The sequence below is a fragment of the Mucilaginibacter sp. P2_A4 genome (genome assembly GCF_056405015.1).
On record NZ_JBFUCX010000001.1, the window covers coordinates 939,949 to 965,571 of the forward strand.

A 25,623-nucleotide genomic window follows, 5' to 3' on the forward strand; every position below is an offset into this window, starting at 1 on the left:
CATATTGTATTTACCTTATATTCCAAACACCGCTTATATATTTTTACATGAAATTAGCTGGTGCGCCTGCTTTCAACAGTATATATAAAGCTTTCGGCTTTATAGTAACCCAGGTTATACTCCATAGGGCGATCTCCCTGGTCAAAAACAAAACGTTTTCTGAAAAGCACCGGGCTGCCGGGGTCAATTTCCAGCTTGCCTGCAATTAGTTTATCGGCTGCTTTGGCACTAATTTCTTCTTTTGATAGATTGGCTACTACCGAGTGGTCAACTTCCAGCATTTCATATAATGGCTTTTTAAAATCCTCATCACCGGTTAGCCCTATCCTGGGGTGAAAGTAAGATACAAAGTAAACGAAGGCCTCTTCGGCATTGCCTCTCAGCCGCTCCAGTTTCATGATCTTTTTCTCGGCTTTTATATCAAAAAAATTAGCGATGAACTCGTCTGGGTATACCCAGCTAACATGTAATTCATAATTTTTAATAGGAATGCCGCGCGCCTGCATTTCTTGAGTGAAACTTAACCAATTCATTGATTTTGAGCTCATTTTGGGATGAGCTACCTTTGTTCCCAGCCTCTTTTTTCTGATCAGCAACTCCTCATAAACCAATTTATTAATGGCCTGGCGCAGGGTGGTCCTGGATATAGCCAATATTTTTGCGAGGTCTACTTCATTTGGCAATAATTTACCAGACTGATATTCAGGATCTTTAATCAGTTCCCTTAACAGGTTTTCGGCCTGTATATGAAGAGGTACGGCACTTTTGTGATCAATGGAAAGTTTCATATATCTCGGTATTTTTTTAGTTTTTACAAACTATATGTACTGCAAATTAAATCATTAATATATAAACATGATAATGTTTATATGTATATACTGATAATTTATATGCCGTTATACGGTTTCTATGTCAAAAGCCGGGGGGCTTAAAATTAGGCCGTTTTTTTTAAAAAAATATGTAACAAAAAATTTGCATTATATTTTTATGTTGCTATGTTTGTACATATAAACCAGATCTGATGCTATGTATCAGATGCTTAGTACCTAATTTACATCGTAATACCTAACGTTAACATTTATTCCTGCATGAAAGTACTTTTACCTGCTTTTTTTACTTTATCCATTTTTATCAATTTAAATGCCAGTGCACAGGTATCTGTCAATCCGGTATTAGCTAAATCGATTATTTCCGATCAGCGGCTGGATACTATCCAGGCCAGGGCTTTAAAATTGCTTTCGGGCTTTTCTGCAGGCACCTCCTATAACGAAGTGTGGATCCGTGATTTTAATACCTTTATTAAAGGGTCGCTTAAAGTGCATCCAAAAGAAGAAGTAAAAACCAATCTCCTGATGTTTTTTAAAATTCAGGGCGAGGACGGCAATATAGTTGATGGAGTAGTGGATAGTGCGAAAGCGAATGTTGGTTATAAATACCGCTATTCGCCATTGCTGCGTGGATGGGCGGCTCATAAAAATACGGTTGAAACAGACCAGGAATCATCTTTAGTTCAGGCTGTAAAAAAATATATTGATGTAACAGGCGATAAGGCTATCCTAAACGAAGTTATCGGCGATAAAACCGTGTTGCGGCGTATGGAAGATGCCTTTAGTTATATACAAAAGGACAGATGGTCGGCAAAATACGGTCTTGTTACAGGTGCAACTACTATAGATTGGGGCGATGTGCAATCAGAAACAGGCTGGGGTGTAGCTATCAATGATAAAACCAAGTGGGCAATTGATATTTATGACAACGCCATGTATGTAAAGGCCATTCATGATTTTTTGGCCATGAAACCCAAAAGTTATAAAACGCAAAAGGACTGGGCTTCAGTGGCAGCCGGTGTTACCAAAAATGTACGTAAATACCTATGGGATGCTAAAACCCAAAAGTATATCCCTCATATTTATTTAAATGGCAGCCCCTTTTCGCCAGATTTTAACGAGAAAGAGATATTATATACAGGTGGTTCTGTGTGCGCCATTTTAGCTGGTTTTAATACAGCTGCGGAGGTTAAGGAAATAAACAGGCAAATGGTAGCCGCCGCAGCTAAGGAAAAGCATGCCACTATAGGTATCACGGTCTATCCCCCATATCCGGCAAAACAGTACCCCAATATGCAACCTTATAATTATCAGAATGGTGGCGATTGGACCTGGTTTGGCGGCAGGATGATGGGCGCTTTAATAGACTATGGTTATGTTAACGACGCATATACCGAATTATCGCCCATGCTTGACAGGGCGCTTGCTAACAAAGGTTTTTTTGAATGGTATGATGTGCAAACCGGAGCCCCGAAGGGATCTGGCGATTTCAGGGGCGAGGCTGGTGTTTTGTATGATGCCATTACTGTTTTGAAGCAATGGGCCATTAAGAATAATTAGTTAATAAAAGTAAATACAACTACTAAAAACAACCTATAAACAATAATTCATGAAAAAAAATAATGCCATAAAGGTAGCTGGAATTTTTTTGTCATTTTTTTGGCCAAATACCAGTAAAACCCGGGGTGCTAAGCCACCTTGATAATGCAGGATGCATGTCGATCATCCCCAAAGAATTAATTCTCTAAAAAAACTAAAATCAATGTTATGAAGAAAAAAATTATCTATTCAATTTTGTTCACTTTGCTATCGCTACACGTTATGGCGCAGCTTAAAATCAGCGGAAAGGTTACCGATGCCAAAGATAACTCTGCCTTACCTGGTGTAAGTATAAAAATAAGAGGTACCCAGGGCGGTACCCAAACTGATCTGAAAGGAAATTTCAGTATACAATTAACAGAGGCTAACCCTATACTGGTATTTTCATATACCGGTTATGCCACGCAGGAAATAAATGCGATTGGTAAAAGCACTATTAACGTTCAGTTAAAAGAAATTGCAAGTGCCCTTAACGAGGTGGTTGTAATAGGTTACGGTACAGTAAAAAAATCAGATCTTACGGGGGCTGTTACCGGTATTAAAGGCGACCAGTTAAACGATAGGCCTGTTGCCAACCTTACACAAGCCTTGCAAGGCAAAGTTGCCGGTGTTGAGGTAAGTGTTAACAGCGCGGCTCCTGGTGCAGGTGCAAAGGTACGTATCAGGGGTATTGGATCAATTAACTCCAACCTTGATCCCTTATATGTGGTTGATGGTGTAGTTGGTGTTGACCCTAACACTATTAATCCACTTGACGTTGCTTCTGCCGAGGTATTGAAGGATGCTTCTTCAACTGCCATCTATGGATCACGCGGTGCAAACGGGGTTATCATGATTACTACCAAGCGTGGCCGTGCAGGTACTGCAACCATCACTTATGATGATAATTTTAATGAAAGCCAATTATACAGGCATTTGCGCACACTTAACTCTGCCGAATTTGTAAAGGTTTATAATGAATCATTTGCTAACGGGCAAAAATTTGATCCTACAGGGGCCGTATGGACACCTCCGGCTGCTTTAAATCATGCTAACTTCCCTAAGTTATTTGATGCCAGCAATAATCCTATTTATGATACTAACTGGGAAAAGGAAACCTATAAACCATCTTTTTCGCAGAGTCATCAATTAAGCATCCAGGGCGGAACCGAAAAATCGGTATACAGTTTATCATTCGGTTACTTTAATCAAAATGGATTAGCGCCTACATCGGCATTTAAAAGATATTCTGTAAAAATGACCATGGATAATGACGTTAAAGACTGGCTTAAAATGGGTGGTAGCATTAACCTGATAAGCAGCAGGCAACGTTTGGTTACCGACGGAAATGGTGGCTTAAACGTTCCCCGCGATGTATCTGAGGAAGTGCCTATTGTACCGGTAAAATATCCAGACGGTACCTGGGCTGGTAACTATGATATAGCTGGTCTTGAAGGAGCTCCAAACCCTGTGCAGGTTGCCAATGAGCGTTATACATTGAACAATAACCTGCAAATGCTTGGAAACGTTTATTCTTTATTCCACATAACAAAGGAACTGGATTTTAAAACAGACTTTGGTTATAATTTAAGCTCACAAAAAAATAATTTTTATTCTGCCGGAGATTTGCCTCACTTATCACAGGATCAGGGAGGTGTAGCCAACGTAAATGCTTACACCAACTATTATTGGCAAACAGAAAATTATTTAACCTGGAACAAAAAAATAAGTGACAGACAAAGGTTAACTGCTTTGGTGGGGGTATCTTTTCAACAAAAAGGATATGAAAGAGTACGTTCAGAAACACAGAACTTTATTGATGATATATTCCAATATCATTATGAGCAGGCTGGTTCTGTTAAAAGCGCCAACGAAACTCAGGACGAAAAATCTTCTTTGAGTTCATATTACGCCCGTTTAACTTATAATATTGATGATAAATACCTGTTTACAGCTACCGGCCGTTATGATGGATCATCAAGGTTTGGTAAGAACAATAAATACGCATTCTTCCCATCAGTAGGCGCAGCTTGGCGTGTATCTCAGGAAGATTTCCTTAAAAACAATCAAACCATATCAAACCTTAAGTTAAGGGCCAGCTATGGTGTATCAGGTAACCAGGAGATAGGTAATTACCGTTCATTGGCACAAATACAGCCAAGTACAACAGTTTTGAGCGGAGCTACTCAATCAACACTTTTACCAAGCTACATTGGCAACCCTAACCTTAAGTGGGAGCGTTCTGTACAGTTTGATGCCGGTGTTGAATTAGGCTTGCTTCATGATCGTGTTAGCCTTAATCTTGATTATTACAACCGTGTAACTAAGGATCTGTTGTTGCAGGCGCCTATTCCATGGTCGGCTGGTGAAACCAACGCCAACGTATACAAAAACGTGGGTTCGGTAAGAAATGCCGGTGTCGAGATCAGCCTGAATACTGTAAATATAAAATCAACTGATTTTGAATGGAGCACTAATTTTATATTTAATGCCAACAAAAACAAGGTATTAAAACTGAACGATAATGGTGCCGACATTTTCCCTGGCCCTAACTTCCTTGGTCAAAACTATGTGATTCGTGTAGGCCAGCCAATTGGTTCATTTTATGGAATGACCAGACTGGGCACATACAGCGATTCGCCTGCTGACGTTGCCGAAGCTGCTAAGCATAGCTTAAAAGCAGGTGACAGGAAATATATTTATAACCCGGATGGCAGTAACTATTACAGTATAATAGGGCAGGCTTATCCAAAATGGACTGGTACATTCAGTAGCAGTTTCAGGTATAAAAATGTTGATTTTTCTTTCGATATCCGTTTTGTTGAAGGTGTAAATACCGCTGCTAACTTTAAGCACTCTACAGAAGACAGGCAAACATTATCAAACAGTCTTGCAACTGTGCTTGACGGTTGGACACCTTCTCATCAAAATACTTACATATCGCAGGTGCGTAATTACAAATTTGCGCAGGATTCGCACTTTGATACCTGGTGGGTTGAAGATGGTTCATTCATACGTGGCCAAAACTTTACCCTGGGTTACAGCTTACCGCAATCGGTAACCCAAAAATTACACATTAACCGTTTTAGGGTTTACACCAGCGTTCAAAATTTGTTCATCATCACCAAGTATACCGGTTACGATCCTGAGGTTGATACATTTAACTCAGGTTACGGATCAAACGGTTCGTTCTCACAAAATTTAGATTTCTTCTCAAACCCACGTCCGCGTGTTTGGAACCTGGGTTTACAAGTAACCTTTTAAGTAATTGCGTAAGATAAAAGATTAGATAAAATAGCATAACGCAAAAAAGGAACGATTTATAAGTTTTACTTTAAATGATATTCAAATGAAAACAACAAGAAATATATTACTTGCAGCCACAATACTATTATCATGCTCCTGCAAGAAGTTTTTAGAAGAAAAACCCACCAGCTTTTTAACGCCCGAATCTAATGTTTCAAGCGTTAAAGTAGCCCGGGCATTCGCAAATTCAGGTTATCAGAATTTGCAGGGTTTCCTGGCAGGTCAATCCGGCTCATATGGTGGTAACACCTGGAATTTAATGGAATTTATGACCGGTAAATCAAATAGCGACCTGGGACAAACCGGATTTATTAATTATCAAAATTTGTCATACAGTCCTACGTCATTTTACTTTGATACCTGGTGGCAGCAAATGTACCTGGGTATTGGCGCTACCAATCTTGCTATCTCCAAAATACCTGCTATTAACGCAGCTGGTTTAACTGATGAAGCTAAAACAAATATGCTTGCCGAAGTACATACATTAAGGGCTCTGTACTATTTTCAACTGGTAAGGATGTATGGTGCTGTACCCATGGTTACAGAAACGCCTAAGGATCTGAATCTTAATATACCACGTACAGCTGCAAAAGATATTTATGATAAAGTAATTATCCCGGATTTACTGTTAGCAGAAAAATCAACCCTGCCGTGGAAAGATAATACAGGTAAAGTGTCTATGGGGGCTGTTAAGGCTTTACTTGCCGATGTATATCTTACCTATGCTGGCGCTGCCATAAACGGTGGTAAGCAATATTATGCTGAATCGGCAAAACGGTCGCTTGATGTGATCCAGAATGGTGGATACACCTTGTTTCCTGAGTATACCGATATGATAAAACCAGGCAACAAAAATACCGGAGAGTTTATTTTCCAGGTACAATATGCTGCGTCGGTACCTTCAACAAATCCGCTAACTCCGCTTACTATTCCAAACTTCTCGGGTATCTCAAAATACTCCGACGAATACGGATCAGTATATCCAACTGAGCAGTTTATTAATTCGTTCCCTGCTGGCGATAAAAGGGTACAGGAAAAACAATTCTTTTATACCAATTATCCTAACATTAAAACAGGTGTTACCGTTAATTTTAAAGGGCACTACATTTATAAATGGTTTGATGTAACCGCTGCAACAAGTACAGTAAAATCTGATTTGAACTATACACTGTACCGCCTGGCCGATGTGGAATTGATGTATGCAGAAGCATCAAATGAGGCAGAGAACGGCCCTAATGCTACTGCTATTCAAATGGTTAATAATATTCGGGCAAGAGCAAACCTGGTGCCAATTGTTGCATTATCACAAGCCGCATTTGAGCAGGAAGTTTGGCTACAACGCTATTATGAACTTTGCTTTGAAAATAAAATGTGGTTTGATATGATCAGGACCCGCAAAGTGCACAATGACGTTACGGGCAACTGGGATAATTTTGTTGGGCATAAAACTGTTTTTGGCGCCACTTTTGCCGAAAAGCAGTTATTGTTCCCTTTACCAAAACAAGAAACAGATGTAAACCCTAAATTATTGCCTAACAATACCGGGTTTTAAATATCGGTTAGTTAAACTAATAAAATAATTAGGTAACAAAAAAAGGAGGCTGTCGAAATGATAGCCTCCTTTTTTTGAATAAAAAGAAGCTGCATCATGATTTATGTGCAGCTTCATTAATAAACTACTTATGAAAATGACTGTTTAACAGCTGTTCCCAATCTTTTGCCTGAGCCTCCAGCTGTTTTAGCTTTTGTTCATTATCCATAAATTGTTGGTAAAACGGTATGCTGCAAACCAACCTGTTTGTAGGATCTGCTATTTGCAGGATGATGGATTTTACTGCTTTGCCGTTCATGCTTTTCAGCACGTAGCAGCGGTTAGCAGTACTCAAATCGTTGATCATCATTCCATCGCTTGCCCCAAACAATAGTGTTTTACCGGCCTGTGCCCAGCCGATGATCTTATTACCAATAAGTTCAGAGCGGGTTAGGCTAAGCTGTTGTTCATTTATAATGCTTTGCAGGTGCTTATTTAAGCTTGCAATTCTTTTTTGTTTAGATCGCCGGGTGATGATCACCACCGGTATGATAAATATAGATAATAGGATGCCCGCAACCAGGGCATTTTCCGTTATATGGTTCATGCTGATAATTAAAAAAATGATTAAATACGCTTTGTTAAAAAGCGGAGAAATTAAAATAGAATCAGTTGGATTTACCAGAAACCATGAAAAGGGAAGAGGATGAGCCGGTAAAACCGGGCCCCGGGAACACTTAATGGCGCACCTAAATAAAGGCCAATGCCATCTTTAGGTTCAACAAGATTACCCGTGGTTAAAAAAGCTGCCTGCTGCACAGTCAACTGCAATACCGGCAAATGGATAGTATCTCCAGTTTCGGCAATCAGCTGATCACGATGTGTGCTTTGCTTAATTCCGCTTTCGGGAGTTTTTGCGGCCTTCGATTTACCCGTAACAGCATATACCCTTGCAGCGCCGCTTATTTGCAAAGCGAAGAACAGGGTAATTACCACTACAGATCTGACGAATTTTGACAGCATTTTACAAAGATAGGATTTTTAAAATGGGAGAGGGGATTAGGGTTTCGCTTATAAGAAGGGGAATTGTATTTTATGGTAAAACGGAATGTCAAAATAAAAATGAAACATAACCGAACCAAAATATTGTATATGTTTATCCGATGAAATTTAGCGAGGCCGTTTTGCAGCATAAAGAACAAAATATTAACTGGATAAATAATTTAAGGCTGATAGCCATGTTTGCTGTTATTGTGCTACATACAGCCTCGCCGTTACTTTTTGCCTATAAAGGCACGCCTTTACACGATTGGCTTTTTGGCGATATCTATAACGCATTGGTGCGTTTTGCTGTGCCCGTTTTTGTGATGATAACGGGTGCATTATTGCTTCATCGTGAATATGAGTTGGGCGATTTTTTAAAAAAACGCATCGGTCGACTGATCCTCCCCTTTATCTTCTGGAGCCTGGTGTACATAGGCTACCAGTTATACAACGAAGAGATTGCTTTTACCAGCGATGTTTGGGCCGATCTTAAATTGGTATTACATCAGCTGCAAACCGGTAGTTTTTATCACCTGTGGTATGTATACCTGTTGATCGGTTTATACCTGTTTATCCCGGTTTTGAGTAAATTTGTGCGTAATGCTACCGAAAACGAGCTATTATATTTCCTTGCCATCTGGTTTTTGGCTATGCTGTTAAGCACACCCTATTTGGGCATTTTCAACACCGCTGTTGATCTTCATAATTTTACCGGGTATATTGGTTACCTGGTCTTAGGGCATTACTTAACCTACAAACGCTTTAAATTGCGTGCGTTGCCTGCTATTGCAGCTTTAGTATTTATTGGTCTTGTTGCTTTAATTACCTGGGGGACTTATTACCTGGAAATAAAGGATCATGCATTAAGCACATTTTTTTATGAACCCATAGGACCATTTATAGTGGTGCTTTCGGCAAGCGCGTTTTTAATAGCGAAATATACCATGGTAAAATTAAACCCTGCCATAAGGCGCGTTTTTGATAATGCCGGGAAATATACACTGGGCATTTACCTTAGCCATGCTTTAATATTAACTCTGCTCGATTTGGCTGGAATTAATTATACGCTTTTTACACCTATACTAAGCATTCCACTTATAGCGTTGCTGTGCTTTTTGCTGTCATGGTTATTAATTTATGCCATGAGTAAATTGCCTTTGGTTAAGCATGTTACCGGGTGATAGCCATTAAAACCACTTACCGGCAATCTTCTCAAAAGCTTCAACGTCAACCCTGGATTGGTATAGCTTTGTTCCAAGCTGCACATATTGGCGCTCCAATAGCTCGGTGGCAGTTATGATGCCTGCTCTTAGTGTAGACAAACCTTTGTACTCAGCTTTGATATCATTTTCCAGTTTGCGTTTTTTGATGTAGATCTCGTTGGCAATGAAATTGATCTCGCGGTCAATGGCCTCCGTATCTGGTGTATAGGTAAAACCAGATCCCATTTGCCTTTGCCAATCCAACAGCACCTGGATGTTTTTTGGGCCTATGCCACTTATCTTATGGGTTTTCAGTTTGTACATATCTGCCGCTGTGTGGATACCATTGGTATAGATCAATTGCTTTTTCGCGGCGCCAAAGGAGGGGATAGGGTAGTTACGGATATCAAATTGCAGAAGGTGAACCTGGTATTTAATGTTGTAGTATTTTTCCTCGATCAGTCTTTTTTTACTGGCGAAATCTGCGGGTAATGATCGGAAGGCAGTGATCAGGTCAGTAAGTTTTTTTGCCGATTGGTTATAGCGGTTCAGTTCGGTTGGCTGGTTGTGTTTTTTTACCAGCGCCTGGAACCTGTTTTGTAAAACTTCATGATCGGCTTTCCTGCTTTTAAGTTCAGCCTTAAGTTGTTTTTGGGCGGGTGCCAGCGTGTTATACAGCAAAAGGAACAATGCGCCTGCAAAAGCAAACCACCAGCTTTCCGTCATGCTTACACTTAAGGTAATTAATAAGGCAATGATCTGTACGGTGATGTTGATGTAAAAAAGTGTTTTAAATTTCTGTTCAACTGGCCTTGCCTTTATAGTACCGGAGGTGTAGGTATCTGCCAGTTTTCTTATTTCCAGGTTCTCCAGCTTAAAACCATTTACAAACTGTTCAATATCCTGTAGCTCGGGGATGTTTTTCAGATGGGCATCCTCCATAAAGTAAACTATACCAGCTCTGTCTCTGAAAGCACACCAGGGGCATTGCTGCATTCTCTTTGAATAATAATGCAGCCGGGAGCGGTTGCAATTCACCATCTCCTTATTTAGCTCTTCCAGATCGAGCACCCATTGCCTGGGCGTGGGCCTTGGTGTGCTGCCATCAAACGCAGCATGAAAAGAACTGATGAGACCCGGTGTAAAATCCTTTAGATTTAGGCTGTTGGGTGCCGGTGTAAGTTTTTTATTGGGCCGTTGCAAAGAGTATGCAAACTCTTTTAATTTAATTGCTTTGTCTTCGTCAAAATCCTCTTTACTGCGGTTAACCCCTGTAAAGGGAGCTCTCCCCATAAATAACAACTGGAAAATGAGGGTGGCAAGTGAAAAGCTATCAGTATTTATTGTACGCACAACGTTTTCAAAAGACCCCATCTGCAATAACTCCGGTGGAGTATACCGGGGAATACCCACCTCACAAAAATGGTAACGCTTACCGTTTTTTACCTGGAACGAATCGCAATCTATCAGTGCCACCATACCGGTTCCGTTCACCAATATATTAGCCTCGTTAATATCGCCAACCACTATACCCAGTTGGTGTATTTTATGGAAAGCCGTTGCCAGGTTACGGGCCACATGTACCAAAAAGTTGTAACCTTTATCAGGGAACAGCTTTTTACGATCCATAGGGCTAAATAGCATGTGCAGAGGCACAAAGCCAAGTAGTTTTTTCATCGCAAAGCCCGATACCCTGCCCGTACCATCACGGATCACATCCACGGGCCAGGCCGCAAATTTGGCCAGTTCGGGGTCGGTAATGGAGGTCATGTGCAGCAGCTTTTCTGCTTTATCACGATCAACAGCTTCTTTGTACACTTTAAGCACCAGTGCCGGGTTGCCCTGTACCTCGTGTATCGTTCCTTCGCCACCTTCGCCAATCTGGCGGCCTGCCAGGTAAGGGGTGTCTTTCGCTCCCTTATATGCCTGGTTTGCCATGAGTTAATCGGGTAGCCAGCAGCAACGTTTTATCGTCATCGGTGCGGCTGTTAATGGTATCGCCAGCTAAGTAGCCAGCTAATTTGTTGTTCAGGATCTCTATGTGCTCCGGATTTTCAACCATTCGCAGTACTTTAAACAAATCATTCAAAAAGGGCTGATGAACCGTTTCGGTTTCATTGTTCAGGGCCAGCATTTGCAGTCCATCAGTAAAAATGGCTACTTCGGCAATGCTTTCATGTATTACTTTGGTTTTCAGATTCCGCAGATTGGGATCATCTATCAAAAACGTAGTGGTGTTCTGGTATTCGCCATTATGCGGCCACCACAGGTGCGTAAAATAACCGCTGCCATCATCGCGTACTATAGCTCCGTCGCCTATCTGCATAAAGCAAGCCTTTTCGGGCAATATCACAAAACCCAGGAGGGTGCATGAAAACTCATTCAGCATCACTTCCCTTTCTGCTGCCAGTGCATCCAGGCCGTCATATATTATTTCGGCCAGTTCTATTAAAGCGGCGTCATCAATTTCTTTTTCAGCCAGGATCCAGTCGTGCATAATATCTGTACCCTGTTGTACCGCCGCAGCAGATGCTTCAGCGGCATAGGTGGCGCTACCCGCTCCGTCGCTTACAAAACAAATCAGGGCTTCACCACCTTGCGGCAATTCTGCCAAACAAAAATGTACCGCATCCTCGCAGGTTTTTCCTGCCGCGATGTGTGATGTACCGATAACGCTTTGTGCAATTACCTTCCAGATCATACTTCTCCCCAGCCCGATGGTGGCAGTAATTTGGTTGGAGTCCCCGGATTTTTACTGGATACCATTTTCATTGATGAGGATAACCACAGGAAAAACTCCCTAAACATCAGTCCCTTTAATTTGATGGGGCTGCGAACCGATAGTTTGGTTAAGGTATCCATGCTTGCGCCCTCTACACCAATAGCGAAAAAGGCAAAAGCGTTCTTTTCTTCCCCCTCTTTGATCAGCTGTGCTGCATGCGACCAGTTATCAGTGGGAGCACCATCTGTGATCAGGATAATCCAGGGTTTATAGTAGCCCACGCCGTTTTCTTTATACACTTGTTTACGTTTGGCTATCATATCAATACCCATAGTAATGGCTGCACCAATAGGGGTATCACCCTCGGCAGTTAAGGTCTGGGGAAAAAAGTTATCAACGGTAGTAAAGTCAGACTGCAGGTTAACCGGCCCGAAGGTAACAATAGCCACCTCCACTCTTTTAGATGCCAAAGAGTCCTGTATCAATTCGTTTTTCAGAGTTAATACACCTTCGTTAAGCTGCTGTATGGGCATCCCACCCATAGAACCAGAGGTATCCAACAGCAAAAGGCAAGGGCACCTCGATTCGGGGTTGTTGGCGAAATCATCCGAACCAAAAGGGATCTGTTCAAACGAAACATATTCATCCATACTCATATATATTCTGTTTTTTATAAAACGCTAAATTACGAAAAATTGGAAAGCAGCGCGGATCGGCTTTGGTTTTAGGACCAGGGCGCTAAGTTTGTTTAATTTGAAAATGTGACGGGGAGACCGATAGCTATATAGCTAACTTAATTGTTCAACAGGTAAGTCAACCACTGTTGTTGCCCGGTTATAAAAATCATTAATAATATCAGTTACCTTATTTTTAAGTTTTACAAGCTGTTTTTTCAATTTGTTAACCGTGACGTTACCTTTTTCTTCATCACTTGAAAGCAACTCTGCTGCCAGCACGGAATCATGCCAATCGCCTATAGCGGTTTGCACCTCATTTAAATAATCACCATTTATTCCTGTATGGAGTGCTGTGTGTACTATTTTATGATTGTGTACCAGGATTTTTATCTGTTTGCGGGATTCATGTAACTGATCATCAAATTCTGGTATGATAAGCGATCCTGCAATTGTATGTAACTGATGTAGATAATACTGATTGATATGCCAATCACTAATGGATTTTATTTTTCCGTTGAGCCTTTGGTGCGACTCTTTGAGTTGTTTTAAATATTTGTCGCCGTTAGATTTAAACTTTTTGTTTGCTTCTTCAAACAGCGCTTGCTGGGTGTTTAAAAAGTCCTGGTTATTTATTTGGTAAGCCTTCCCTAATTCCAGGTTTATGTACGCGTTCCTTATCTCGCCGGCCTGTTTAAAAATTTTCCGTACAGATAAAAAGTGTTTTGCTAATTGGGGATGATGTTTTGCACTATCAGAAAGGATTACAAAAGCACGTATTTTTTTTACCTGTACTCTGAAATGATGAAGATCTTCAGGGCGTTCATTAATTAAATACTGCTCAAGACTGGCTTTCATATCCTTCCACTCTTTATCAATGTACTTTAATTCTTCCTTTTTCTTCATAGCAAGGCGGCTTAAATTATTCGGCCAGATCACTAAAAATAACTCTGCCCGACGTATTGATATTTTTTTACCTAAAGCTACAATTTATATTTTAGATATTTATATATGCAATAACATGGAATAATCATTGCAATTAAACACTATTGGCCCATCTTTTCATAAAATAACCGGTGGTCTGTTGCTTTTTAATTTATACTAAATGGTAGATATAGCAGCAACGCAGTGGGAGGTAAACAGGTTGCCATTTTTATCAACAATTAAAAAGTTAATCTGGTAGGATGATTGGGTTTTGCCATTAATGGCCCTGCCAACCCAATAAGCGGGATTGGTTCCGCTTTGAGGAGCGCCTATATTTCCTCCAAAAACATTGCCGGTTAAAACAGTAAAACCAATAATAGATACCACGTCATCCCTTTCAGGATCTACAGGCATTACCAGCCAGGATATATTATCGCCTGTATAACAAACCGTATGCAGGTTTTGAGTGCCCTCCATAGTGCTGCCCATATTAATGCGGTTGTCCATTAAGTAAATACCCGTAATGGCTTGCTTGCCCGGCGGAACCCCTTCTAAATAAGCAGTATCAAGCGCTATATTAATAGTGGTTTGAGGAGTTTGAACAGCATAAAAAATATTGATCTGTGATTTGCCGGTCATGTTGATTGGTGTGTTTACCTACGGATAAAAAAACTGCCGGTTAAACTAACCGGCAGTTGAATATTGTTTATTAAAATGATCAGGAGCCTACAGTTTGAATAAACGGATCCCAGTTAATAACATATACATTATGGTTTTCGTCGGTTATTAAAACTTGTACCTGGTAGGTTTGCCTGCCACTGTTAATGGCCCGGCCAATCCAGTAAGCGGCATTATCTGTAGGCTGTGGGGCGCCTAAACTACCACCGAATACGTTACCATAAGAAACATTGATACCGATGATACTTACGCTATCACCACGCTGCGTGTCAATTGGCTGGGCGTAAAAAGAAACATTATCGCCGGGGTAGCAAAATGTATATAATTCCATTTGGCCTTCATTATAACTGCCGATATTAAGGCGGTTATCAATCATATAAATGCCGGTGCTTGGCTGTGTGCCGGGTGACAGGCTGGTTAAATAAGCGGTATCTAAAGCAATACCAATAGTAGTTTGAGGGGTTTGTGATGCTTTAATTAGCTGCACTTTTGGTGTATGTGACATGTTGATTTTCTTTAAAATTTTAACAGATTGATTAATAAATTAATTACCATTCATGCCCAGAGTGGTAGCTGGTTGCAATACGTTACCACCGCCTATTGCATTAATTTCAATTTGATAGCTGGCTTGTCCGCCGTTTTGAACCTGGCCGGTAAAGTAGCCGGCAGTAGCGCTCCCAGGCTGACCACCAGGTCCCCATGAGTTTGAGCTGCCAATGCTTTGTATGGAGTATAAAAAGCCATCGTTTGGATTTAAAGGGATAACACTCCACGCCACATTTGACATTTTTGAACAAACAGTTTGTAGCGCGGATGTACCCTCGTTGCTACTGCCTGCCGAGCTTCTGTTATCTACAAAGTACAAGCCCTGCCCGCTTCCGGTTTGTATAGAGCTTGAATCAACAAAAGCGATGATGAACACCTGGCATGAATTTACCGGGATCTTTGAAGCTGTTAATTCTGAATTTTTCATGTTGTTAAACTTTCCTGATTTTTACCTACTCTTTTAAGGCTTTTCGGTATCGGCCGTTTTGTCATTTGGTTAGATGCGCTTCTTTTTTGTTTTGACATTTCAAAGTAACGCCTATGCAACGGCCAATTTCAGCGTATTAACCCCTGTCATTTAAATCAGGTGTTTTTGCTTAAAAAGCAAGTGTTTTTACCTGTTTTTCCCTATGGTTAAATTCTAAAAAAGTGTATAAACCTTAAACGGCCTTAAAAGACATAAGCTGGATGAGGAAGTTCTTAATTGAAAATAGAGCGGTTAAAGGAAAGCAATTGGTATATTGCTTTGCCGCATGGGATGGTGTGTTACAATGGATGTAACTAAAACTGCACCTCAAAAACGCCGTATTTGATGGCAAATATGACAAGGCCTGCAGTATTTTTGCATCCAATTTTTCCAAGTAAATTGGTACGATGCCCGTCAACGGTGCGGCTGCTGATAAATAGCTTCTCCGCTATTTCGGCATTGGTTAATTCGTCGCAGATCATTTTTAGTATCAGCAACTCTCTTTCCGTTAATGATATGGGGATATTATTCAGATTTTGAATGCCTGCTTTACGATGATGCGCAGCGTTTCTCATGGCACTAACAGCATCCCTGTTAAAATAAAAACCCAATTGGTGGGTATTGATAATAGTTTGAAAGAGTTCATGTGTTTCGCAATTTTTTTTGAGATAGCCGCATGCTCCGGCTTCAATCATTTTACTCATATACCGCTCCTCACCATGCACCGATAATACAATAACTTTTATGGAAGGATATTCACGATGTAAAACCGCGTTTAGTTCAACTCCATTCATTATCGGCATATTCATATCTATCAGCGCTATATCCGGCAGTGTGGCCTGGCTTTTAAGATGTTCAAGCAATACACGCCCGTTTTCGGCCTGGCCCACCAATTCAAATTCGGGATTGGTGCTTAGTAAATTAACCAATCCTTCCAGGAACAGGGTTTGATCGTCAGCAACAACAATACGGATCTTTTTCATGTCAAATTAATTGGGGCCAATATCTTTTTGAGGGTCAAGGTAAATAAACATAGAAAAGCCTCTGCCGGCACTTGTTTTAACAGAATATCTTGCATTGATTAGCATGAGGCGGCTCTCTATATTTTGCATGCCCATACCTTTTTTGAATCTCTTATCTTCTGTATTATAACCTATGCCATTATCTGTATAATGAATAGATAGCAAATTGTTTTTCATAAAAAGCGATATGCCGATATAATTGGCCAGGGAATGTTTTAACGTATTGGTAACCAGTTCCTGCAATACTCTTATCAGGGCCAGCGCCACGTGTTTAGGTAACGTATCTGTTGACATGGTTGCATGGTTGGTTATAGAGATAAGGGAATCGTGCCCTTTACTTATAACATCCTTCATTTCTTCTAATGCTTCAGAAAATCCAAACAGCTCAAGCCCGGGAGGCGAAAGGTTGTGAGATATATTACGCACATTTTCAATGATCTTATCTATCAGCTGCTTGTAAAACTCGGCTGGCGGCACATCATTTTCAGCAACATTACTATTATTTAGCCGGTTAATGAGCATTCTGAGGTTTGATAACGAACCGCCAACTTCATCATGCAGATCCTGGCCAATGCGTTTTCTTTCCTCCTCCTGCGAGTGAATTACAGCGTGGAGCAGGTTTTTTTGATGGTCCATAGCAACCTGGTGCAAACTTTCCCGCTGTTGCAGCAGCTTGTTTTGATTGCGTATAAACAAAATAACAAATGATATCACCAATAAGGCAATACCTCCTGTACACATAATTACCAGTACATATATATTATCGCCTACGTCTTTCTGCATATATAAAACCCCCACGAAAACAAAAGATACATGGCCAGCAGTAAGGCGGCATGTATGTTCCATATAAACAAATTGAGTGAATAATATTTGGGGCTGATAATATAGGCAACGGTTAAATTAGAAAAGGAATATACAAATAATGCACCCGAAAAATAGAGAAGTACCCCGGTATTGATCCAGTTTAAAGGGTTGCTAACCCATCGTTTTTCATTGTCGGCCTCATTTATCTGGGCGAAATAAGCCAGGCTATAAGCCATCACAATCAATACCTCTAAGGGCCTTGTATAGGTATTAAAACGGAAAATGCTCTGGAAGAAAGTAAAATTTAGTATACAGACCAACGGAAATATCACCATTAATGCACCTATGACTTTACGAATCAATGCTTCCTTTAAAATCTTTATATAAAAATACGAAAGCAGCAAAAATTCAAATATGGTGAATATGTGTAATAAGGGAAGATTATTTATCTTCCTATCGGCGAGAGCTGCTGCCAGCAGATTAACCAAACCATCCAATAATAGATAATAAAAGATGAGCAAAAGCGCCCTATCAGCGCGCTTATATTTTGACACAGCGAAACTGATAGGGATTAAAACTGAAACCGGAACAATTAAGCCCACAAAAATTAATTTGGCTGAAGGCATAACAGGCTTATTAGTTTATATATAATTCTCTAAACTATTGGTACTATTAAATAGCGGACTTGAGGTATCGCACAAGGCCGGGCAAGGTTGTGTAAAATCGTAAATGGTTGAGGCACTTGCGCTGTTTACGATTTCACCCTCATTCATCAAACCTTCACTAACCGATTTTTTGGTTAACATATCGTGGTTGTTGGCATCAACCGGTACCAGCATACCGGTAATCTGGTAAGGGAAGGCGGGATCCTGCAAGCTTAAATACAGGCGGATTGATTTGGCTTGCGGATGATCTTGCATCAAATCTTTTACATCGGCAATGTTTATATTAATAGCTCTGAAAATGCGCTGCTTGGATACATCTGTGCCATTAGTTGCCCCCAAAACATTTGATGTACTTCCTGCGGGCATTTTAACAACCAGGTTACGCCAGTTTTCGGCTCTTGATACTGCCTCTGCCAACGGGATACGGGGTTTATTGGATAATGATGATCTGCTGCTGATAGCGCTTTGATCGGAAGTTGTACTTTCGACGTTATTCATGATAATTATGTTTTTTAGGTTTGTATTTTAAGTTAAATGTTTAAAGCATGATGGTATTTAATTCATTTAAATTGTCACAACTTCGGGCACGCCAACTGCTGCACAAAAGCTGTAAATAACAGCCTGGTTAATGGTACCATCAGGATTGTAGCCGGTACGGAATACGCCAAATGATGCTACCCAGCCTAAAACTTCATCAAGCGGGTTGTTTATATTTATTTGTCCATATGTTGTTGATGGTGTAAGGTCGCTATTATCAACCTGGCCTTGTATATGGGCCGCTAATAAAGCAACATCATCGCTGGGTATCTGGATGCCCCAGTTAATCAGGTCGACCATTATTTGCGTTGTTAAAGGCTGAATGTTTCCATTTACATTATAGCCCAATACAACGCCGGCATCCTGCGACGAAGAGGGCAGTGTAATAGTAGGATATATCGCATTAAAAATAAAAGTAGAATCGCTTTCGGCCGCCGAAATAGCTGCGGGTACTGCCAGCTCCAGATTGGTATATGTTGGTGGGGGAGCATCGGACGAACGGGGAGTGAGCCCCTGTACAATAATATTTAAATCAGAAAGTGCCAGTGTGATATCTTTAACTGATTGCGTAACCAGTGCCACAATCTCTGGCATGGTTAAATTAGTAACCGAAGCGAATTGTCCCATTTTTTAATGATTTTGAATGTTTAATACTTGCTGTAATTGGTTTTTAAACTTATAGTTTATTTTAATATTTATTAACTATTAGTACAAATTTATTTAATTAACTGCGCCGGATTACAAGTGAAAAATCCCTTTTTGTGAAACAGGTGTTTTTACCTGTTTTTATAAAATAAAAGTAGATTCCATGAGTTTTTTATATGCTGTTTATAGTGGAGGATTTAAAAATAGCCTAAACAACTTCAAATACAATAAGTAGCAAAAGGTGGACTTACATCATAACTTTGGTTTAGGTAAATGAATGATTTTTCTTAATTATTAAGAAACGATTATTTAGGAATCTATACGAAATGAGTAAATAAAAAGTTGCTATATTAAATAAGGTAATTTAATATAGCAACCTATAATATTAGCTCAAGGCCATTTGGTTATGAGTACTTGTTAACCACAGTGAAATCTAAAAAGATAAGTATGCAGACTACTGCGTAGTTACCCTCAAATTCAAGGTGTCTGTTTGCATGGCTGTAAAAATCCCCAAACCATTAGTAACGTTGGTGGGCTCATTAACAAGGGTTTGCGAATTTCGCGATATGTTGGTGGTGAGGATGTTAATATATTCCTTATTCACCCTCATCAATATCACTTTGTAGTGGCCATAATAGTTAAAGGATGATTGAAGCAGGTTGTAATAGGAGGCTTGTTCTGTATTGATCTGGAAGCTGGGCTTGTTATTACTGCGGACATAAGATATATAATATGGATCATTATCCAGATTTTTAAATACCAGCAAATGATACAACGAATCGGAGTTTGTCCAACTGATGGTTGCCCTTACTACATCGGCATACAACGGGTTGATGGCGCTGGGTACATGAAAAACACTATCAGATATAGCAAAGTTTTGTGGCTTGCCCGGCATTACTGTAGTGGCGCTCACAGTCACATTATCATAATTAAACTGCATGGTATAGGTTTTACCGCCGGTTACAAATGATGAACTGGCGTAAGTATAAGTGCCACTTGCCGACTCGGTAAGCTTAACGCTCTGACTGCCATCAGATACGCTGATGCTTAAGCCGGTTAGTGCAGCGCCATAAGTTGTAGTATCAGCAAGATCTTTTTGCTGGTAAACCTTCACGCTTAAGGCCTGGCCGGGTATAAGGTAGGCTTCAACCACCGGTTTGTTGGTTGCTAAAATATCCGACTGGTTTTTTTTGCAGGATGCCATAAGGAGCACGCCTGTTATTAAACATAATATGATATGGCGGGGGTATGTATTTATTTCCATCGTAAACTTAAAGTAAGGTTGGGGGTAAAGCCCAGGTAATTAACATTGGTGGTTATCACCTGGTTATTTTGCATCTGGTACTCGCGGTACCAGGTATTGGTATGGTTGTAAACATTAAAAAACGAAAGACCAATGGAGCCTACCTTATGTCCATCTATCTTTAGCAGGTCGTATGATACCGACATATCTAAACGGTGATAGGCTGGCAAACGCTCGCCGTTTTTATCGCTGATGTTGAGGTAGGTTGTGCTGTTACCATCGGCAGTTTTAATGGTGTAGGTAGATAGGGGAGCGGTATACGGCCTGCCGGTACTGAACAGGAATGTGGCTGCAAAGTTCCACCTATCATAATGGTACATGTTGATTGATTTAAACTCATGCCTTACATCCTGGTTGGCGGCATAGTAATCATTACCAAAGGCACTGAATTTGTTTTCGGCTTTGGCCAGGGTATAGCTAATCCAGCCGGTATAATTACCCATCTTTTTTTGTAGCAATACTTCAACGCCCTTGGCCCGGCCTGTGCCTTCGTAAAAATCTTGGGTCACGGTTTGCGTTTCTCCCACACCCGGCATCCTGAAACTGCCTCCGCCCGTTTGGGTTTGCCTTACGGTGTATTGGGTAAGTCCGCTCAGGGTTTTGTAGTAACCCTCAACGCTAATCAAAAGTTCGTCGGTTTCATAGCTTACGCCACCTATAAAATGCCTTGAACTGCCTACCGGGATATTGTTGTTATTGGATAACACCCAAAAGTTACGGTCGCCGGCGAGTATATCCTCACGAATCACCTGGTTTTCGAACTGGTAGAACTGACCGGTGGCACCCTTTATGGTAAATCTATTGGTGAGGTTATAACTGGCCGATAAGCGGGGTTCAAAATAAGGTTTCCCGGTAGGGCCGTAATAGCTGGTGCGTAAACCGGGTTGAATATGAAGTTTGTTATTTGGATCGATAGCCAGCTCGGCATACACACCTTCCAGTGTGGCGTTGTTATGCTGATTGATGAGCTTGCTGGTATCATTCTGGGTGTACTCATAATCTATTTTTTTGTAGGAAATAAACCCGCCGAACAGTAATTTATAGGTATTGCTGGCCTGCCATTCCCACTCAGATTTATAGCCAACATCCTTCAGGTTATTGTTTTCGATGGTGGTGTTGCTAAATGTATGTGCTATCCCGTTACTGTCCAATAATGATCCGCCGGAACTGCCGCGGTTGCGATCATTAAAATAAGAGGAGTAGGTGATGTAATTATTGGAGTAGAGTTTTTTATTCCACTGCCTAAACCATTTGATACTGCTGCCCAGGTTGCCGTACTTAGTATAATCGGTAATGCCTATGCCGCTGCCCGATGATGATAATCCCGGCGGCAGGCCCAGGTCTCGGCTATTGTCAGTTTTATCAGTGCCTGAGTAATAGCTCACAGATACTTTATCTTTTTGGCTGATGTTATAGGTGTATTTGGCATTAGCATCGTAAAAAAAAGAACTTGGTGTTACCTGGTTGGCAAAACCGCCGCCAGATCTGCCTCCAAAACCCCGGCCGCCTCCACCGCCACCCTGGAAAGTAGTAGTTTGATTAAATTGGTTAAATATTTTGTTATAAAATGGTCCCTGGTATGATCGCCTGATGGCCAATAGTAAGGATGATTTATCTGATAGCGGAGCTTCCAGGAAACCGCTCGCGCTCAGCAAGCTTAGGTCTACGCCCATGTTTGTTTCATTCCTATTACCCTCTTTGCCGTTAATTTCGGTAACGCTTGATAGTCTGCCACCGTATTTGGAGGTAAAGCCCCCTTTGTATAACTGCACATCCTTTACCGCGCTGGCATTAAAGGCACTAAAGAAACCGTACAGGTGATCTACCTGGTAAATGGTAAAGCCATCAAGTAGTACCAGGTTCTGATCAGGCGTGCCACCACGCACGTAGGCTCCCGACGACGATTCATTGGTGCCGCTTACACCAGGCATCAGCTGGAAAGCCCGAAGAATGTCCTTATCACCCATAGTTGGCAGTTTATCCAAATTGGCGGGCGAAAGCTGCAACACACCTACCTGCCGGCTATCGGTGTTCATTACCCCGCTTTTTTTGCCGGTGATGCTAACCTCATTTAAGGTGTTGAGCGATGAGTACATGCCGCATATAAGCGTGGTGTTGATTTTCTCACTGTTGAGCCTGAAAAAGTCTGATTGGTAGCCTGCATACGATACGTCCACGATACAGGTATCGGATGGTACCCGCAGAAAAGTAAAATAACCTTCGGCGTTGGTCATGGTATTAAGATCGGTGTTGCGCACCTTTACGGTGGCCGAGGGGAGTGATTCGCCGGTTAGCTGGTCAATAACACGCCCGTTAACACTTACCATAAAGTGCTTGGGCACCAATTTTGGCTCATCATCCTCATCGCGCTGGCGGCGTTTTACTTTGGCGTTGGCTGCCTGTAACGATAGCTGGTTAAGTTTTTTAAGACGGCTGAGGTCGTCGGTGTTTTGCAGAATGTAAATGGTGCCGGAAGATTCGATCCAGTATTTCAGATCGTTTTCTTTACATACTTTGGCAATAACATCTTTTAAAGGTTCTTCAAAAAAGTGTTCAACCACATCCATCGCGTTCAGCGGTTCGCGGTCAAAAACAATACGCACCTGGTAAGTCGTGCCCAGTGTATCAAACATCTGATCAAGCGGACACGCAAAAAAATGGTTGACAATGATATTTTTCAACTTTTTCTGCGTTTGCTGCGCCTGAACGGCCGAATGGCCTAAACCAATAATAGTAAATAACAATAAGGAAAATCTCTTCATTAGGGGGTACATTTTCTTTGAGCCGAAAATGCACCCTATTTTTAATGCCCTAAAATAAAAGCGACGTTAGCAGAGCTTGTGTAGATAAGGGAGGTTAATGTGTAGTGGGGCGAGTGGTGAATAGTGAGTGGTTGATTAAGTGAGTGGTGAATGGTAGTTTCACTTCTCAAATTGACTAACTGCGTACAATCAACCAAGTTTCTTAAACTGGTCAACCATTCACTTAATCAACCACTCACTATTGTACCTTCCCAATCATCCGGTTAATTACGTCTCTGTAGCTATCGCTTAAGGGGACTTCGGTATTGATGAGTTTAATGCGTGCCCTGCGTAGCTGGGATACATGCTGCAGGTTTACCAGGTATGATTTGTGAACCCTGAAAAACTGCTCGGCAGGTAATTGCAGCTCAACCGCTTTAAGACTGATGCGCGATAATACCGGCTTTTGCTGGTTGGCAAAGTGAACCTTTACATAATCCTTCAGCCCTTCAATATATTCCACATGGTCAAAACATATCTTAATGAGGTTATAATCGGCATGCAAAAAGAAATAGTTTTTAACTACAGGTTGCGGCACATAACTCCGGCGAAGCTCAAATAGGTCTATCGCCTTATGGCATGCCTTTAAAAATCTATCCAGCGGTACCGGTTTCACCAGGTAATCAATTACATCAAGCTCAAAACCCTCAATAGCAAATTTTTCATAAGCGGTTACAAATATCACCATTGGGCGGTTGGTAAGGCTCTTGATAAGCTGTAAACCATTAATTCCGGGCATGTATATGTCACAGAAAATAAGATCGATATGCTCCTTTTGCATGGCAAGGATAGCCTCGCCCGCATTGCGGCATCGCCCCGCTATTTGTATGGCATGTACATGTCTTAAGCTATCTTCCAGCAAATCAAGCGCCAGTGGCTCATCATCAATAATCAGGCATCGCATCATTTAAGTTCCAGTTGCAGCATTACAATGTAGTTTTGCTCGTTTTTATTGATATATAAATTATGTTTATCAGGGTATAACAGCTCAAGCCTCCTTTTAACATTTGTTAAGCCAATACCGCTGTCATTATCCTTTTGTATTTCGGTGGCATTGTAAACGTTTTGTACACTAAACCGCAGGTTTTTTTCATCAGTTATAAGAGTTACCGCAATATCGGGTTTGTCAATATCGCCGGTACCATGTTTAAAGGCATTCTCCACAAAGGGGATTAACAGCATAGGCTCAATGGTTTTATCAGGTGTCTTTATTTCCGAGTGGTAATATATTTTCACCTGATCGCCAAAGCGCAGTTGCTGCAGTTCGATGTAACTGCGCAGGTAATCGTCCTTTTTTTGTACCGTTACCATTTCGGCATCAGTAACATACAGCATGTAACGCAATAATTTGGATAATTGTATCAGCGTAGGCTCAACTGCCGAAGGATTTAAACGCGAAAGGGCAACCGCGCTGTTAATTACATTGAATATAAAGTGCGGACTGATCTGCGAACGCAAAAAAGCCAGCTCGGAAAGGAGTGAGGCATTGGCGATATCCTTCTTTTTGTTCATTGCCTTAAACTGATCGGCAAGGTAATGGTAGGCAAAGCTGCCGGCAGTAATGGACAATAATGGGAACAGGATCAAATTAGGTCCGCGGGGTGGCATGTGGCCGGCCATTCCTCTAAACTCCGGCATTGGGAAATGTGGCCTCAGGTACCAGAGCAATATATTAAAAACAGCAAAGGAGGTTAATAACGCTAAAAAATAAAGCCAAGCATTTTTTGTTAGCACCTTAGGGATCAATAAAAAAGCATTGAGGTAAAATTCTGCGGCCAATACCACGTTAAAAGTGATGATGCGCCCCGGCGAAAACATATGCTGGGGCATACCCCGCATATCTGGCCGGGAAATAATGGGAGTATATATAATAAGTGCCCAAAACAAAAGGTGGATACACACTTCAATAATAAGCGCCGGTTTTATACGGTTAAACATACGGGCTAAGGTAATAGCATTTAAGCCATGTGTTAAATAGAATAGACAAGAAGGCAAAATGTGCCGACGAAAACGGTTTAAAACAGGCAATTTGCAGCTTTGCAATTACTGTGGTGATTTGCGATTCCAAATGGTGGAAATATTTCCACAAAATATAAACGAAAATAAAAATTAAGTACCATTTTGTGTGTTTTAAGCTATAGTTAACAATTGGCACAGCATTTGAATTTAACTTAATGTCCTTCTCAAAAGGATTGTTTTTCATAGGTAGATGTAGGGCCGATTAAACTGCGAGAGTTTTTCGGCCTTTTTTTATTTCATGATGCGATCAGGTGATAGTAGCTTTTTAAGCTTCGTTTTTAGCCGCCCAAACTGCTGCTTGCCGCAATAATCTTAATTTTATCAATTAA

23 protein-coding genes are annotated in these 25,623 nt (G+C 41.0%); 4 read left to right on the top strand and 19 right to left on the bottom strand.

Annotated elements, in window-relative coordinates:
• Positions 1-53: 53 nt before the first annotated feature.
• Complete coding sequence (locus AC1DYB_RS03605) at positions 54-788, bottom strand: GntR family transcriptional regulator (protein WP_477391621.1); 735 nt, start codon at positions 786-788, stop codon at positions 54-56.
• Positions 789-1,088: 300 nt separating this feature from the next.
• Between AC1DYB_RS03605 and AC1DYB_RS03610 the strand changes: the two genes are divergently transcribed.
• From AC1DYB_RS03610 to AC1DYB_RS03620, 3 genes are all read left to right on the top strand, one after another.
• Complete coding sequence (locus AC1DYB_RS03610) at positions 1,089-2,387, top strand: MGH1-like glycoside hydrolase domain-containing protein (RefSeq protein ID WP_477432494.1); 1,299 nt, start codon at positions 1,089-1,091, stop codon at positions 2,385-2,387.
• A 207-nt stretch (positions 2,388-2,594) separates the two neighbouring features.
• Entirely contained in the window at positions 2,595-5,669 is a 3,075-nt protein-coding gene (locus AC1DYB_RS03615; RefSeq protein WP_295711770.1) for a SusC/RagA family TonB-linked outer membrane protein, read from the top strand.
• 85 nt (positions 5,670-5,754) lie between these two features.
• Complete coding sequence (locus tag AC1DYB_RS03620; protein ID WP_295711772.1) at positions 5,755-7,263, top strand: RagB/SusD family nutrient uptake outer membrane protein; 1,509 nt, start codon at positions 5,755-5,757, stop codon at positions 7,261-7,263.
• Positions 7,264-7,387: 124 nt separating this feature from the next.
• Here the strand turns inward: AC1DYB_RS03620 and AC1DYB_RS03625 are convergent, their stop codons facing one another.
• Positions 7,388-7,849 carry a hypothetical protein gene (locus AC1DYB_RS03625; protein ID WP_477432497.1) on the bottom strand — a complete coding sequence of 154 codons (462 nt, stop codon included), beginning with the start codon at positions 7,847-7,849 and terminating at the stop codon, positions 7,388-7,390.
• Positions 7,850-7,920: 71 nt separating this feature from the next.
• Positions 7,921-8,265, bottom strand: coding sequence for a hypothetical protein (locus tag AC1DYB_RS03630; protein ID WP_477432499.1), 345 nt, complete (start codon positions 8,263-8,265; stop codon positions 7,921-7,923).
• A gap of 140 nt (positions 8,266-8,405) precedes the next feature.
• On the opposite strand from AC1DYB_RS03630, the gene AC1DYB_RS03635 reads away from it, so the two are divergent.
• Positions 8,406-9,467 carry an acyltransferase gene (locus AC1DYB_RS03635; RefSeq protein WP_477432501.1) on the top strand — a complete coding sequence of 354 codons (1,062 nt, stop codon included), beginning with the start codon at positions 8,406-8,408 and terminating at the stop codon, positions 9,465-9,467.
• 6 nt (positions 9,468-9,473) lie between these two features.
• Here the strand turns inward: AC1DYB_RS03635 and AC1DYB_RS03640 are convergent, their stop codons facing one another.
• From AC1DYB_RS03640 to AC1DYB_RS03715, 16 genes are all read right to left on the bottom strand, one after another.
• Complete coding sequence (locus AC1DYB_RS03640) at positions 9,474-11,426, bottom strand: protein kinase domain-containing protein (protein ID WP_477432503.1); 1,953 nt, start codon at positions 11,424-11,426, stop codon at positions 9,474-9,476.
• A complete protein-coding gene (locus AC1DYB_RS03645) occupies positions 11,407-12,189 on the bottom strand; it encodes a PP2C family serine/threonine-protein phosphatase (RefSeq protein ID WP_477432505.1) in 783 nt (260 codons plus the stop codon). Before AC1DYB_RS03645 ends, AC1DYB_RS03640 begins: the two co-directional genes overlap by 20 nt.
• Positions 12,186-12,866 carry a vWA domain-containing protein gene (locus AC1DYB_RS03650; RefSeq protein ID WP_477432507.1) on the bottom strand — a complete coding sequence of 227 codons (681 nt, stop codon included), beginning with the start codon at positions 12,864-12,866 and terminating at the stop codon, positions 12,186-12,188. Before AC1DYB_RS03650 ends, AC1DYB_RS03645 begins: the two co-directional genes overlap by 4 nt.
• 132 nt (positions 12,867-12,998) lie before the next feature.
• Positions 12,999-13,790 (bottom strand): CHAD domain-containing protein, encoded by a 792-nt coding sequence (locus AC1DYB_RS03655; protein ID WP_477432509.1) that lies wholly within the window; start codon positions 13,788-13,790, stop codon positions 12,999-13,001.
• Positions 13,791-13,985: 195 nt separating this feature from the next.
• Positions 13,986-14,447: a hypothetical protein gene (locus AC1DYB_RS03660; protein WP_477391631.1), complete on the bottom strand. Its 462-nt coding sequence runs from the start codon at positions 14,445-14,447 to the stop codon at positions 13,986-13,988.
• 79 nt (positions 14,448-14,526) lie between these two features.
• Positions 14,527-14,991, bottom strand: a complete 465-nt coding sequence (locus tag AC1DYB_RS03665; protein ID WP_477432511.1) for a hypothetical protein — start codon at positions 14,989-14,991, stop codon at positions 14,527-14,529.
• Positions 14,992-15,030: 39 nt separating this feature from the next.
• Positions 15,031-15,459 (bottom strand): hypothetical protein, encoded by a 429-nt coding sequence (locus AC1DYB_RS03670; RefSeq protein WP_295711790.1) that lies wholly within the window; start codon positions 15,457-15,459, stop codon positions 15,031-15,033.
• Positions 15,460-15,812: 353 nt separating this feature from the next.
• On the bottom strand, positions 15,813-16,481 hold the full coding sequence (locus AC1DYB_RS03675; protein ID WP_295711792.1) for a response regulator: 669 nt from the start codon (positions 16,479-16,481) through the stop codon (positions 15,813-15,815).
• A 6-nt stretch (positions 16,482-16,487) separates the two neighbouring features.
• Positions 16,488-17,303 carry a sensor histidine kinase gene (locus AC1DYB_RS03680; protein ID WP_477391633.1) on the bottom strand — a complete coding sequence of 272 codons (816 nt, stop codon included), beginning with the start codon at positions 17,301-17,303 and terminating at the stop codon, positions 16,488-16,490.
• Entirely contained in the window at positions 17,288-17,878 is a 591-nt protein-coding gene (locus AC1DYB_RS03685) for a hypothetical protein (protein WP_477391634.1), read from the bottom strand. The genes AC1DYB_RS03680 and AC1DYB_RS03685 overlap by 16 nt, the downstream gene beginning before the upstream one ends.
• Positions 17,879-17,965: 87 nt before the next feature.
• Positions 17,966-18,487: a hypothetical protein gene (locus tag AC1DYB_RS03690; RefSeq protein WP_295711796.1), complete on the bottom strand. Its 522-nt coding sequence runs from the start codon at positions 18,485-18,487 to the stop codon at positions 17,966-17,968.
• A gap of 66 nt (positions 18,488-18,553) precedes the next feature.
• Positions 18,554-19,153, bottom strand: a complete 600-nt coding sequence (locus AC1DYB_RS03695) for a hypothetical protein (RefSeq protein WP_477432514.1) — start codon at positions 19,151-19,153, stop codon at positions 18,554-18,556.
• 472 nt (positions 19,154-19,625) lie between these two features.
• Complete coding sequence (locus AC1DYB_RS03700) at positions 19,626-20,375, bottom strand: DUF4249 domain-containing protein (protein WP_477432516.1); 750 nt, start codon at positions 20,373-20,375, stop codon at positions 19,626-19,628.
• Positions 20,376-20,425: 50 nt separating this feature from the next.
• Complete coding sequence (locus AC1DYB_RS03705; protein WP_477432518.1) at positions 20,426-23,236, bottom strand: TonB-dependent receptor; 2,811 nt, start codon at positions 23,234-23,236, stop codon at positions 20,426-20,428.
• Between the two features lie 238 nt (positions 23,237-23,474).
• A complete protein-coding gene (locus AC1DYB_RS03710; protein WP_477432520.1) occupies positions 23,475-24,182 on the bottom strand; it encodes a LytR/AlgR family response regulator transcription factor in 708 nt (235 codons plus the stop codon).
• On the bottom strand, positions 24,179-25,213 hold the full coding sequence (locus tag AC1DYB_RS03715; protein ID WP_477432522.1) for a sensor histidine kinase: 1,035 nt from the start codon (positions 25,211-25,213) through the stop codon (positions 24,179-24,181). Before AC1DYB_RS03715 ends, AC1DYB_RS03710 begins: the two co-directional genes overlap by 4 nt.
• Positions 25,214-25,623: the final 410 nt, after the last annotated feature.

Coding starts and splice junctions, on each gene's coding strand:
- AC1DYB_RS03605 (WP_477391621.1), bottom strand. CDS start 788: ATGAAACTTTCCATTGATCACAAAAGTGCCGTACCTCTTCATATACAG.
- AC1DYB_RS03610 (WP_477432494.1), top strand. CDS start 1,089: ATGAAAGTACTTTTACCTGCTTTTTTTACTTTATCCATTTTTATCAAT.
- AC1DYB_RS03615 (WP_295711770.1), top strand. CDS start 2,595: ATGAAGAAAAAAATTATCTATTCAATTTTGTTCACTTTGCTATCGCTA.
- AC1DYB_RS03620 (WP_295711772.1), top strand. CDS start 5,755: ATGAAAACAACAAGAAATATATTACTTGCAGCCACAATACTATTATCA.
- AC1DYB_RS03625 (WP_477432497.1), bottom strand. CDS start 7,849: ATGAACCATATAACGGAAAATGCCCTGGTTGCGGGCATCCTATTATCT.
- AC1DYB_RS03630 (WP_477432499.1), bottom strand. CDS start 8,265: ATGCTGTCAAAATTCGTCAGATCTGTAGTGGTAATTACCCTGTTCTTC.
- AC1DYB_RS03635 (WP_477432501.1), top strand. CDS start 8,406: ATGAAATTTAGCGAGGCCGTTTTGCAGCATAAAGAACAAAATATTAAC.
- AC1DYB_RS03640 (WP_477432503.1), bottom strand. CDS start 11,426: ATGGCAAACCAGGCATATAAGGGAGCGAAAGACACCCCTTACCTGGCA.
- AC1DYB_RS03645 (WP_477432505.1), bottom strand. CDS start 12,189: ATGATCTGGAAGGTAATTGCACAAAGCGTTATCGGTACATCACACATC.
- AC1DYB_RS03650 (WP_477432507.1), bottom strand. CDS start 12,866: ATGAGTATGGATGAATATGTTTCGTTTGAACAGATCCCTTTTGGTTCG.
- AC1DYB_RS03655 (WP_477432509.1), bottom strand. CDS start 13,790: ATGAAGAAAAAGGAAGAATTAAAGTACATTGATAAAGAGTGGAAGGAT.
- AC1DYB_RS03660 (WP_477391631.1), bottom strand. CDS start 14,447: ATGACCGGCAAATCACAGATCAATATTTTTTATGCTGTTCAAACTCCT.
- AC1DYB_RS03665 (WP_477432511.1), bottom strand. CDS start 14,991: ATGTCACATACACCAAAAGTGCAGCTAATTAAAGCATCACAAACCCCT.
- AC1DYB_RS03670 (WP_295711790.1), bottom strand. CDS start 15,459: ATGAAAAATTCAGAATTAACAGCTTCAAAGATCCCGGTAAATTCATGC.
- AC1DYB_RS03675 (WP_295711792.1), bottom strand. CDS start 16,481: ATGAAAAAGATCCGTATTGTTGTTGCTGACGATCAAACCCTGTTCCTG.
- AC1DYB_RS03680 (WP_477391633.1), bottom strand. CDS start 17,303: ATGCAGAAAGACGTAGGCGATAATATATATGTACTGGTAATTATGTGT.
- AC1DYB_RS03690 (WP_295711796.1), bottom strand. CDS start 18,487: ATGAATAACGTCGAAAGTACAACTTCCGATCAAAGCGCTATCAGCAGC.
- AC1DYB_RS03695 (WP_477432514.1), bottom strand. CDS start 19,153: ATGGGACAATTCGCTTCGGTTACTAATTTAACCATGCCAGAGATTGTG.
- AC1DYB_RS03700 (WP_477432516.1), bottom strand. CDS start 20,375: ATGGCATCCTGCAAAAAAAACCAGTCGGATATTTTAGCAACCAACAAA.
- AC1DYB_RS03705 (WP_477432518.1), bottom strand. CDS start 23,236: ATGAAGAGATTTTCCTTATTGTTATTTACTATTATTGGTTTAGGCCAT.
- AC1DYB_RS03710 (WP_477432520.1), bottom strand. CDS start 24,182: ATGATGCGATGCCTGATTATTGATGATGAGCCACTGGCGCTTGATTTG.
- AC1DYB_RS03715 (WP_477432522.1), bottom strand. CDS start 25,213: ATGTTTAACCGTATAAAACCGGCGCTTATTATTGAAGTGTGTATCCAC.